This window comes from Pseudoalteromonas sp. SCQQ13 (assembly GCF_015864415.1).
Classification (GTDB): Bacteria; Pseudomonadota; Gammaproteobacteria; order Enterobacterales; family Alteromonadaceae; genus Pseudoalteromonas; species Pseudoalteromonas nigrifaciens.
The window spans coordinates 125,726-137,460 of record NZ_JADYXG010000007.1 but is presented as its reverse complement, the minus strand read 5'-3'; the positions used below and the strand labels follow the sequence as shown (position 1 = coordinate 137,460).

Below are 11,735 nucleotides of genomic sequence, written 5' to 3'. Positions count from 1 at the left end.
ATTAAAAGTGTGACCTGACTATTACATGCTATTTAGGTAATATCTAGCCTAGTAAATAGTGTTAATTGACCAATAGTATCTTCGCGCGAGCCACAAGGTGCTGCAAATTAAAATATTAGGTAAGGTAATGACAAAAAATAAAATCGGTGTTTTTGGTGCCAACGGCAGAATGGGCTCAGCCTTATTAGAAGCAGCAAGTACAAAAGAGCATAGTGAACTTGCAGCCGCTTATGTGCGCAGTAGTTCACCGTTATTAGGCATTAATGTTAATCAACTCAACAGTGCTGCAGATAAAACAGTAACCTTTAGCGATGAAGCTAATATTACGAATGTTGATGTATTAATTGATTTTACTTTGCCAGCCGGCATGCGCACACATTTACAAACAGCGGTTAAGCAAGGTGTCCCTATGGTAATTGGTACCACCGGGCTAAACGAAGCCGATATGACATTGCTACACGAGGCTGCAAACCATATTCCTATCGTATTTGCGCGCAATTATAGTGTGGGGGTAAATGTATTACTTAATTTAGTGCAAACAGCCGCTACAAAGTTTGGCGATGATATGGATATTGAAATTTTTGAAGCGCATCATCGCCATAAAATAGATGCGCCGTCGGGTACTGCGCTGGCCATTGGCGAAGCCATTGCAGATGCAAAAGGCTGGGATCACGACAAAGTTGCCGTATACGACCGCAGCAAAGTTGAGCAGGCTAAGTCGCAAAATGAAATTGGTTACTCGGTGCTCAGAGGCGGCGACATAGTAGGTGAACACACCGCATACTTCGCAACAATGGGCGAAAGACTCGAATTAACCCATAAAGCAAGCTCAAGAATGACCTTTGCATTAGGTGCTATAAGAGCTGCAGGCTGGTTAATAAATAAACCCGCAGGACTTTATGATATGCAAGATGTGCTAGATTTGAAGTAGTTAACTTGTTCTTTCAGCTGTTTGGGTCTGAATAAAGGTACAAGCAGTTATTTATTATAATTTACTAAATAGCGTTAGATCTAAAAGAAAACTTAATGTAAAATGCAGCCAATTTGCCAAAAATTAATAATCGCGTGTTTCCAATTATACCCAAGTGGCTTGAAAAAAGCGGGGTTCAGTGGGAATAAAGTCGTTTTAAGGCAAGAAAAAATGATTAAGGTTTAAAGCTCGTTATCGGCGTCATTTAACACTGTTTATAAAATAACTTTATCCACAAAAACTCGCTTTAACAATCGCCTGGGTATTGGCGGGGCGTTAAGCATTTTGCTTAGCCTCGTTTTTTACTGTTAGGAGGTTAATTTGACTAAATCCGCTCTGTTAGTCCTAGAAGACGGCACAGTGTTTCGCGGTACTGCAATCGGCGCTGACGGCATGTCAGTAGGTGAAGTAGTATTCAATACGTCTATGACTGGTTATCAAGAAATTTTGACTGACCCATCATACGCGGAACAAATCGTAACTTTGACGTACCCACATATAGGTAATACGGGTACTAATAGCGAAGACGAAGAAGCGAATCAAATATGGGCCAAAGGCCTAGTGATCCGTGATTTGCCACTGCTAGCAAGTAATTTTCGTAGCGAGCAATCGTTAGATGATTACTTAAAACAACGTAATATTTTAGGTATTGCGGACATCGACACCAGAAAGCTAACGCGTATTTTGCGTGATAAAGGCGCTCAAAACGGGTGTATTATAGCCGGTGACGAATTAGACGAAAACAAAGCGCTTCAAGCCGCGCAAGCCTTCCCAGGCTTAAAAGGTATGGATTTAGCAAAAGTAGTCTCAACCAAGGAAATGTTTGAGTGGCGCGAATCAAGCTGGACATTAGGCGAAGGTTTTAAAACCTTAAACGCGGCTGATGAAAAGTTTCATGTTGTTGCCTACGACTTCGGTGTTAAGCGTAATATTTTACGTATGCTTGTAGATCGTGGTTGTAAATTGACTGTAGTACCAGCGCAAACCTCTGCCGCTGACGTACTAGCATTAAACCCTGATGGTATCTTTTTATCTAATGGCCCGGGCGATCCAGCACCGTGTACTTATGCCATTGATGCAATTAAAACCCTTTTAGAAACCGAAATCCCTATTTTTGGTATTTGTTTAGGCCATCAATTATTAGCGCTTGCCTCAGGTGCTAAAACAGTCAAAATGAAGTTTGGCCATCATGGTGCCAACCACCCAGTTAAAGATTTAGAACGTGATGTAGTGATGATCACCGCACAAAACCATGGTTTTGCTGCCGATGAAACTACGCTACCTGATAACCTGCGTGCTACGCACACATCGTTATTTGACGGTACTTTGCAAGGTATTCATCGTACAGATAAGCCAGCGTTTAGCTTCCAAGGTCACCCTGAAGCAAGCCCAGGCCCGCACGATGCCGCCCCATTATTTGATCACTTCATCGATTTGATGCAAGCGCGTAAACACTAATTTAACCGGAGTAATAATGCCAAAACGTACCGACATAAAAAGCATTCTTATCTTAGGCGCAGGCCCAATTGTTATTGGTCAGGCTTGTGAATTTGACTACTCTGGTGCACAAGCGTGTAAAGCACTGAGAGAAGAAGGCTATCGAGTTATATTAGTTAACTCAAACCCAGCAACAATTATGACTGACCCTGATATGGCAGATGCGACGTACATCGAACCAATTCACTGGGAAGTTGTAGAAAAAATTATCGAAAAAGAAAAGCCAGATGCAATCCTACCGACTATGGGTGGGCAAACAGCATTAAACTGTGCGCTTGAATTAGACAAGCACGGCGTATTGGCTAAGCACGGCGTTGAGTTAATTGGCGCAACAGCAGATGCAATCGACAAAGCAGAAAACCGCGAACGTTTCGATACAGCAATGAAAAACATTGGTTTAGAATGCCCACGTGCTGAAATTGCTCATTCAATGGATGAAGCTAGAGACATCATTACTCGCATTGGCTTACCGTGTATTATCAGGCCTTCTTTTACTATGGGCGGCACCGGTGGTGGTGTAGCGTATAACTTAGAAGAGTTTGAAGAAATTTGTGAGCGTGGCTTAGACTTATCGCCAACGAACGAATTGCTAATTGATGAATCACTGATTGGTTGGAAAGAATACGAAACGGAAGTTGTACGTGATAAAAACGACAACTGTATTATTGTTTGTACCATTGAAAACTTTGACCCTATGGGTGTGCACACGGGTGATTCGATCACAGTTGCACCAGCGCAAACATTAACCGACAAAGAATACCAAATTATGCGTAACGCCTCTATGGCGGTATTACGTGAAATTGGTGTTGAAACAGGCGGTTCTAACGTACAGTTCGGTATTAATCCTGAAGATGGCCGTATGGTTATCATTGAGATGAACCCACGCGTATCACGCTCATCAGCATTAGCGTCAAAAGCAACGGGTTTCCCAATTGCTAAAATTGCTGCAAAATTAGCCGTAGGCTACACACTTGACGAGCTACAAAATGATATTACTGGCGGTAAAACACCCGCGTCGTTTGAGCCGGCAATTGACTATGTAGTTACAAAAATACCTCGCTTTAACTTTGAAAAATTTGCCGGTGCGAACGACCGTTTAACCACGCAAATGAAATCAGTAGGCGAAGTAATGGCGATTGGTCGTAACCAACAAGAGTCATTACAAAAAGCATTACGTGGCCTTGAAGTGGGTGCAACTGGTTTTAACCCAATTGTGGCGCTTGACGACCCTAAAGCAAAAGAAATTATCATTCGTGAACTACGCGAGCCAGGTGCAGAGCGTATTTGGTATATTGCCGATGCAATGCGCCATGGTATGAGCGTTGAGGATGTTTACGAGCTGACAAAAGTTAACCGCTGGTTCTTAGTACAAATAGAAGACATTTTAAAAGACGAAGCAAAAATTAGCGACGTAGGCATGGCAGGCTTAAATGCTGACTTCCTACGCAAGTTAAAGCGTAAAGGTTTTGCTGACCCACGTATTGCAGAAATTGCAGGCGTATCAGAAGCTGAAATTCGTAAAAAGCGTCATTTACTAAACATTCTACCAGTATACAAGCGTGTTGATACCTGTGCTGCAGAGTTTAGTTCAGACACAGCTTACATGTACTCAACTTATGATGAAGAGTGTGAAGCCAACCCAACAACCCGTGACAAAATCATGGTGATTGGTGGCGGTCCTAACCGCATTGGTCAAGGCATTGAGTTTGATTACTGTTGTGTACACGCTTCGCTTGCACTGCGTGAAGATGGTTATGAAACCATTATGGTTAACTGTAACCCTGAAACGGTATCTACCGACTACGATACCTCAGATCGTTTATACTTTGAACCAATTACCCTTGAAGACGTACTAGAAATTGTACGTGTTGAAAAGCCAGTGGGTGTAATTGTGCAGTACGGTGGTCAAACACCGCTTAAATTAGCGCGTGAACTTGAAGCGAATGGCGTGCCAGTTATTGGTACATCGCCAGATGCAATAGACCGTGCAGAAGACCGCGAACGTTTTCAACAATTAGTTGAGCGTTTAAATCTACTGCAACCAGAAAACGCTACGGTAACATCAACTGAAGAAGCAATTTTAAAATCAGTTGAAATTGGCTTTCCATTAGTAGTACGTCCATCGTATGTACTAGGTGGGCGCGCCATGGAAATTGTATACGACGAGCAAGACTTACGTCGCTACATGACCGAAGCAGTACAAGCCTCAAACGAAGCACCAGTATTACTAGACCGCTTTTTAGATAACGCGATTGAAGTTGACGTTGACGCAATTTGCGACGGCGAGCAAGTAATTATTGGCGGTATTATGGAGCACATAGAGCAAGCGGGTGTTCACTCAGGTGACTCAGCATGTTCATTACCGGCTCACACGCTATCGCAAGAAGTACAAGATGTAATGCGCAAGCAAGTTACTGATATGGCACTTGAACTTGGTGTTGTTGGTTTAATGAATACTCAGTTTGCTGTAAAAGATGGCTTAGTGTATTTAATTGAAGTTAACCCACGTGCTGCACGTACCGTACCGTTTGTATCAAAAGCAACCGGTGTTGCACTTGCAAAAGTAGCTGCACGTTGTATGGCGGGTCAGTCTTTGGCAAGCCAAGGTATAACTAAAGAAGTTATTCCTCCATATTACAGCGTAAAAGAAGTTGTTTTACCATTTGCTAAGTTTCAAGGTGTGGATCCAATCCGTGGCCCTGAGATGCGTTCAACCGGTGAAGTGATGGGTGTTGGTGATACTTTCGCCGAAGCGTTTGCAAAAGCACAATTAGGTGCAAGCAATACTTTACCACGCGGTGGTCGCGCGCTATTATCTGTGCGTGATAGCGATAAGCCACGTATTGTTGAACTAGCTAAAATCATGACAGACCTTGGTTTTGAAATAGATGCAACAGGTGGTACAGCTGCTGCACTTGAAAATGCTGACATTGCGGTTCGCCGTGTAAATAAAGTATTTGAAGGGCGCCCGCACATTCTTGATAGAATCAAAAGTGGCGAGTATAGCTATATTGTTAATACCACAGAAGGTCGCCAAGCGATTGAAGATTCGAAGGTGTTACGTCGTGGTGCTTTACAGCACAAAACCAACTATACTACGACCTTAAATGCGGCGTTTGCAAACTGTACAGCAAACCAAGCAGATGACCGTGGGAAGGTGACGTCAGTTCAAGAACTACACCTGCGATTGAACTAAGGAAATGTGCCAAGGCCGTTAAATTGCGGCCTTGGGATTAAGTGAGAAAAAGTATGCAAACAATTCCGATGACAGTTCGTGGTGCAGATTTACTGCGCAAAGAACTTACCGAATTAAAAACAGTTACCCGTCCTAAAATCGTCAGCGATATTGCAGTTGCACGAGAGCATGGTGACTTAAAAGAGAATGCTGAGTATCACGCTGCGCGTGAGCAACAGGGTTTTTGTGAAGGCCGAATTCAAGAAATTGAAGCTAAGCTTTCAAATGTACAAATAATTGATGTAACTAAAATGCCTAATACCGGCAAAGTTATTTTTGGTACAACAGTTACTATTGTCAACGTTGAAACTGATGTTGAAGTTAAATACCAGATTGTTGGTGATGACGAAGCAAGTATTAAAGATAATCGTATTTCGGTTAATTCACCGATCGCACGAGGTTTAATTGGTAAGCAAGCAGATGATGCTGTGAACATTGAAACCCCTAAAGGCACCGTTGAATACGAAATCATCGAGGTTGAGTATATTTAATAACTCACTTTACGCGTAAATAAAAGCCAGTGTATTAATACACTGGCTTTTTTGTTTTAAAGTGTTTAAAAGTGTTAAAACAGCCCTTATAAATTGGCCTTAAAAATTTTACTTTGTTACCATATACAGGCTGCAAATTAAGCAGTTTACTCGGAGATATTTATGAACGATACCGACCATCCCTCTAGATTGAGGGCAGAAAAATAACCCGTATTGGTATTTATCTTCTATAAATCTACCTAAGCGGTAGAGTAATTTTATTCTTTCCTATTTTTCTTCTCTCAGACACCTAGATATAAATAATGAAATTAGCCTTATTAAAGTGCTGATTATAGTTACTAGTACGCTGGTATTTTAATCAGTCATATAGTTTCATTATTTGATGGTCGTTACCTTATGCTAATGTGTTTTACTCCTAATTAATGGCTATTAGCTAAGCAGTAGTTTTAACTGTTTGAACGCCATGTTATTAATTTAAATAAAATACAATTAGCCTAGCATTAGCCAATCGGGAGATTCGCCATGACGGTAATGAGCAAAAACTACGTAGAAAATAACCCACACTTTTCTCAAGCAGAAATAGGGGCGGCTAGAAAAGTGTTTTTAGCGCACAGCTATAATAAACAAGTGCACTTATTAACAATAATGGATGTTGAAGAAGCGGTTGCTATTTTACAGCACTGTTCAATTACTTATGTACAAGACTTAATAAGTCGTTTAGAAAAAGACGGTTACGACAAACTCGCTCGACACTATGCGCATCAGTTGGGTTTTATTCACTCAGAAGTTGAAACAGCGCAAAGTTATTTAAATACCTCGGCACTGGGGCATGTGCAGCAGCGTATTGGCTGGATCATAGTATTAGCGTTATTAGGTATAGTGTCTGGGTTAATTATTACTCAATACGAAGACACATTAAGCCAGTTAGTATTGTTGGCAGTGTACATGCCGGTTATTGCGGCTGCGGGCGGTAACACAGGCTCACAAGCGGCTACTTTGGTAATACGGGCGTTAGCAACAGGCGAGCTGAAAAAAAGACAATGGTTTGCTGTGTTTCTTAAAGAAAGCCAAATTGCAGTGTGTCTTGCGTTAGCGGTGGCGGGCGTAATGGTTATTCGCATCTTATTTTTTAGCGATGTTAAATCTGCCGGTGGGTTCGATTTAAATATAATTGCGATGGCCATCGCAGTGGCATTGTTTATTCAGGTAACTATTTCTACTACGCTAGGGGGGTTATTACCTATTTTAGCGCGGGCACTTAAGCTAGACCCCGCGGTATTAGTGAGCCCTGTATTGGCATCAATTGTTGATATATCGGGGATGTGGATTTACTTTACCGTAGTTAACTATTTTTTAGAAATTGGTTAAATCAAAAGTTTTAGGTTTATATGTTTTGCGCTAATCACTTAACACTCAGTAATTAGCGCAAAACTTAGTTTGAATTTATTCTTGCACATTTCCCCCTCTACCAATTACTTTTAACTAAAATTTCTTTAGGTTATTCATCTGCCATCAATTTGATCTATGCTGATATGGAGCAATACGGTTTAACGTCCTCTCAAATAAGGATAAATAATGGCTAATATACTTTACCCGGCACCTTTAAAAGTAGGTTCTAAAATTGCGGTGTGTTCGCTTTCAGAAGGGATCGCGGCTAAATATCATGCTCGTTTAGAGAGTGTAATAAACGGTTTAAAACAGCGTGGCTATGAAGTAATTGAGGGGGCGTTTTTACGGCGCAGCGAAGCAACAGCAGAATTAGCTACCAAAGCCCATGCAGAGCAGTTAATGGGCTTTTTAGTTGACGATAGTATTGGTGCAATTATGCCTCCCTTTGGTGGCGAACTTGCGATGGAAATACTGCCGCAACTTGATTTTAATGCTATTAAACAGGCTAAACCCAAATGGCTTGTGGGGTTTTCAGATGTGAGTACTGTGGCCTGTGCACTCACTGCTAAATGCCAATGGGCAACGCTGCATTGTGCCAATTTAATGCAATTGCACCCAAACGAAAAAAGCCCGTATTGCTTACAAATATTTGAAACCCTAAGTTATGCAGCAAATAGTGAGTTTACACAGGCACCATCAACACATTATCAAAAAGTAGCCCCCGATTATGCACAGCACCCAGAAGCCTTATTTAATTATACCGAGACGACTCAGTGGCAATGCTTAAATTACTTTGATCAGCGTACTATCGAAATGTCGGGGCGTTTATTTGGAGGCTGCCTAGATACCGTGGGTTTATTACTCGATTCACCATTTTTAGACCTGCATGAATTTAAAAAGCACAGCGCGCCCGAAGGGCTAATTTTATACTTAGAAAATTCAGAGTTAACCCCCACTACTGTAGCGCGATTTTTACTGTCGTTAAAACTAGCCGGTATATTTGACGACATTAACGGCATAATTATCGGCCGCAGTGAAATTACACAAGGCAAAAACCCCGAATTTGACTATCGCCACGCATTAAATGTAGCGCTTGGGGGCTGTATGTTTCCGGTTATTATAGATGCAGATATAGGCCATATTGCACCTAACTTAAATTTAATTAACGGTGCTACTTGCACATTAATTGCCGATATAAACGAAGGCAGAGTAATAAAAGCATCATTAAATACGTCGCTCTCTTAATTGGCTTTGAATAACGTGCCGATACAGGGGTATAATAAGCTGGCTTTTATAATTCGTTATTTAAGTACATTCTCAGGGCGGGGCGAAATTCCCCACCGGCGGTATGTTTAATTACTATTTTAATTACATTTGTAGTGTTTAAATAAGCCCGCGAGCGCTTTGTTGTTTTATATAATATCAAAGGTCAGCAGATCTGGTGAGATGCCAGAGCCGACGGTTACAGTCCGGATGAAAGAGAATATGGCTTAAATATAGCGTTAATAGTGCGTGGCTTTTGGCTGTGTGCTATTTATGTTTTTTAATTTAAGTTATTGTTGGTACTTATACTTTAATGCTTTTAGAGTTTATTTTATCGATCCTTTCAGTGTCCTGAATCTATTTATTTTTAATCAGGAATATAATGATGATTCAGTCTCTACTTACTCAATTTGGCGAGCCGTTAACGCGCGTCGAAAATGCCATTACCGCACTACAGCAAGGCCAAGGCGTATTGGTTGTTGATGACGAAAACCGTGAAAACGAAGGTGACTTTGTATTTTCAGCCGAGCATTTAACCACCGCCCAAATGGCTGAGATGATCCGCGAAGGCAGCGGCATTGTGTGTTTATGTATGGGGGAGGAGCGCATAAAACAGCTCGACCTACCGCAAATGGTTACTCATAACACCAGTCAAAACAATACCGCTTACACCATAACCATTGAGGCCAAAGAGGGCGTAACTACTGGCGTTTCTGCAGCCGATAGAGTTACAACGATTAAAGCCGCCACAGCCGACAATGCTAAACCTGAGGATTTATCGCGCCCAGGGCATGTATTTGGCTTAAAAGCTAAAACGGGTGGAGTACTGGTACGCCGTGGTCATACCGAAGCATCTGTAGATTTAATGCAACTTGCGGGTTTAAAGCCGTTCGGCGTTATTTGCGAGCTAACTAACCCCGATGGCTCAATGGCGCGTTTACCTGAGGTGAGCGGTTATGCAAATAAGCATAATATGCCAGTGGTATCGATAGAGGATTTAGTGCAGTACATTCAAATTGCACAACAAAAAGTAAGTTAACTGCAATAAAAAACCCCTGTTTAATTTAATTAAACAGGGGTTTAAATTATTAAAAACGGGCGATGAACGCGATTATAAAACCTGAATTACTTGCTCAGCGTCTAAACGCGATTTAGGTAACTTAGCATTATAGTCCTCAGCGCTATCGTGATAGCCCAGCGCTAATGCGACATCACATACGTAACCATCTAATTCTTTCGCAAAAATTTCACCAAGTAACTGCGCATCTACGCCTTCCATTGGGGTAGAGTCAATGCCTAAACGAGCTGCTGCGTGCATGGTATTACCAAGTGCAATGTAAGTTTGCGCTTTAGTCCAAGTTGCATTATTGCCTTGCTCATCGGTATTCATATCTACAAACGCAAACGCGCCAAAAGCTTGTTCACGGTTTTCGCTTTGCGTGCGACCATTTTTAATATCTGTGTCTATAACGTGTGCGTAATCATCACGGGTATAGTTAGTTTTGTGAGCAAAAAGCACAATATGCGATGCTGTTTTTGCGTGCTTTTGATTAAACTGAAACATATTTGCAAAGCTGTCATGAAAACGTTGCTTAGCTTGATCAGACTCAATAACAATAAATTTCCACGGTTGTGAGTTAATTGATGAAGGCGATAAACGCATAGCTTCATAAATTACGTTAAGGTCGTGATCGCTAATACGTTTAGCTGCATCATAATGTTTGGCCGTGTGGCGTTTTTCTAAATCGCTAATAATAGGGTGAGTCATGGTTTTCTCCGGGTAAATTTAACTTTAAAACAATCATACTTAACAGATAAAAATTAACGATTGGTTAGAGTAATAAGTGCTTAGTGCGAATGGCAGCTAATATACGCTTTGCTTTGTGAAAAATAAACAGCATAATAATTGAAACATTATCAAATAAAAATAGATAATATGCAGATAGACGATCTTAAACTTATTTTAAAAGTTGCAGAATTTAGAAGCATTACTTTAGCCGCAGCAAAATGCGATATGCGCACCGCAACCGCGAGTGCTGCCATTAAACGTGTAGAGTTAGCCCTTGGAAGTGAGCTGTTTATAAGAACAACACGCCACTTACGCCTTTCGGCAGCGGGTGAGCGTTACATTCCTCAGTGTGAGCAAGCACTTGCAGTGCTAGAGCAAGCAAAACAAAACCTCAAAGGCGAACATGATGAAATTGAGGGAGAGCTGCGCGTTGCACTGTCATCAGATTTTGGGCGTAATTTAGTGATCCCCTGGATTGATGAGCTTATGGATAATTATCCTAAACTCAGTTTAAGAACGCATATAAGCGACAGTAACGTTGATTTTTATCGTGATTCGGTCGATATAGCGCTGCGTTATGGATCTCCGAGCGATACTAATATGTATGGTTTTAAAATTTGTAACGTACCACGGCTCCTTTGCGCCACTCAAGAATACTTAATAGCACATGGTAGCCCCAATCACCCAGACGAATTGAATCGTCATCAGGGCATGTTTTATCAACTACAAGACATTATAAATAACAGCTGGGAATTTACCGACGGGCAAAGTAAGTTTAAAGTTAAAATGCAAGGTAAGCGTGCCTCTAACGATGGCGATTTAGTTAGGCGCTGGTGCGTTGCAGGTAAGGGGCTGGCGGTTAAGTCAGCGCTCGATATAGCAGATGATTTACTGGCCGATAGGGTGGTTACGGTGATGCCAAATTATCAACATGTTAGCGGTGAGTTATGGCTTATTTGCCCAAGCAGGCAGTCAATTACTCCCGCGGTGCGTTTACTGCGCGATGTGTGCCGTGAAAAATGCCGCACAATTTTAAAACAGTTAATTGCCAAAGGTATTATTGATAAAAGTGTATTGGACTAGCCATTTATTTACGCTTGA

Annotated in this window: 9 protein-coding genes and 1 riboswitch; of the genes, 8 read left to right on the top strand and 1 reads right to left on the bottom strand. The window is 41.5% G+C overall.

Annotated features, from left to right (window positions below; translation table 11 throughout):
- Positions 1–127: 127 nt before the first annotated feature.
- From dapB to ribB, 7 genes are all read left to right on the top strand, one after another.
- Complete coding sequence (dapB, locus tag I6F41_RS07780) at positions 128–931, top strand: 4-hydroxy-tetrahydrodipicolinate reductase (RefSeq protein ID WP_011327910.1); 804 nt, start codon at positions 128–130, stop codon at positions 929–931.
- 360 nt (positions 932–1,291) lie between these two features.
- Positions 1,292–2,428, top strand: a complete 1,137-nt coding sequence (gene carA, locus I6F41_RS07775) for a glutamine-hydrolyzing carbamoyl-phosphate synthase small subunit (protein ID WP_041454397.1) — start codon at positions 1,292–1,294, stop codon at positions 2,426–2,428.
- A gap of 16 nt (positions 2,429–2,444) precedes the next feature.
- Positions 2,445–5,663 (top strand): carbamoyl-phosphate synthase large subunit, encoded by a 3,219-nt coding sequence (carB, locus tag I6F41_RS07770; RefSeq protein ID WP_197108078.1) that lies wholly within the window; start codon positions 2,445–2,447, stop codon positions 5,661–5,663.
- A gap of 53 nt (positions 5,664–5,716) precedes the next feature.
- Complete coding sequence (gene greA / locus I6F41_RS07765; protein ID WP_011327913.1) at positions 5,717–6,193, top strand: transcription elongation factor GreA; 477 nt, start codon at positions 5,717–5,719, stop codon at positions 6,191–6,193.
- 522 nt (positions 6,194–6,715) lie between these two features.
- Positions 6,716–7,561, top strand: a complete 846-nt coding sequence (locus I6F41_RS07760; RefSeq protein WP_011327914.1) for a magnesium transporter — start codon at positions 6,716–6,718, stop codon at positions 7,559–7,561.
- A 207-nt stretch (positions 7,562–7,768) separates the two neighbouring features.
- Positions 7,769–8,827: a S66 family peptidase gene (locus I6F41_RS07755; RefSeq protein WP_197108067.1), complete on the top strand. Its 1,059-nt coding sequence runs from the start codon at positions 7,769–7,771 to the stop codon at positions 8,825–8,827.
- Positions 8,828–8,891: 64 nt separating this feature from the next.
- Positions 8,892–9,071, top strand: a riboswitch (FMN riboswitch).
- A 159-nt stretch (positions 9,072–9,230) separates the two neighbouring features.
- Positions 9,231–9,884: a 3,4-dihydroxy-2-butanone-4-phosphate synthase gene (ribB, locus tag I6F41_RS07750; RefSeq protein ID WP_011327916.1), complete on the top strand. Its 654-nt coding sequence runs from the start codon at positions 9,231–9,233 to the stop codon at positions 9,882–9,884.
- 72 nt (positions 9,885–9,956) lie between these two features.
- Here the strand turns inward: ribB and I6F41_RS07745 are convergent, their stop codons facing one another.
- Positions 9,957–10,613: a nitroreductase family protein gene (locus I6F41_RS07745; RefSeq protein WP_086993412.1), complete on the bottom strand. Its 657-nt coding sequence runs from the start codon at positions 10,611–10,613 to the stop codon at positions 9,957–9,959.
- Between the two features lie 168 nt (positions 10,614–10,781).
- Between I6F41_RS07745 and I6F41_RS07740 the strand changes: the two genes are divergently transcribed.
- Positions 10,782–11,717, top strand: a complete 936-nt coding sequence (locus I6F41_RS07740) for a LysR family transcriptional regulator (RefSeq protein WP_011327919.1) — start codon at positions 10,782–10,784, stop codon at positions 11,715–11,717.
- The last annotated feature ends 18 nt before the right edge of the window (positions 11,718–11,735 follow it).

What these genes read in the sequence shown, in the direction of transcription:
- dapB (WP_011327910.1), top strand. Translation starts at nt 128, where the DNA reads ATGACAAAAAATAAAATCGGTGTTTTTGGTGCCAACGGCAGAATGGGC.
- carB (WP_197108078.1), top strand. Translation starts at nt 2,445, where the DNA reads ATGCCAAAACGTACCGACATAAAAAGCATTCTTATCTTAGGCGCAGGC.
- greA (WP_011327913.1), top strand. Translation starts at nt 5,717, where the DNA reads ATGCAAACAATTCCGATGACAGTTCGTGGTGCAGATTTACTGCGCAAA.
- I6F41_RS07760 (WP_011327914.1), top strand. Translation starts at nt 6,716, where the DNA reads ATGACGGTAATGAGCAAAAACTACGTAGAAAATAACCCACACTTTTCT.
- I6F41_RS07755 (WP_197108067.1), top strand. Translation starts at nt 7,769, where the DNA reads ATGGCTAATATACTTTACCCGGCACCTTTAAAAGTAGGTTCTAAAATT.
- ribB (WP_011327916.1), top strand. Translation starts at nt 9,231, where the DNA reads ATGATTCAGTCTCTACTTACTCAATTTGGCGAGCCGTTAACGCGCGTC.
- I6F41_RS07745 (WP_086993412.1), bottom strand. Translation starts at nt 10,613, where the DNA reads ATGACTCACCCTATTATTAGCGATTTAGAAAAACGCCACACGGCCAAA.
- I6F41_RS07740 (WP_011327919.1), top strand. Translation starts at nt 10,782, where the DNA reads ATGCAGATAGACGATCTTAAACTTATTTTAAAAGTTGCAGAATTTAGA.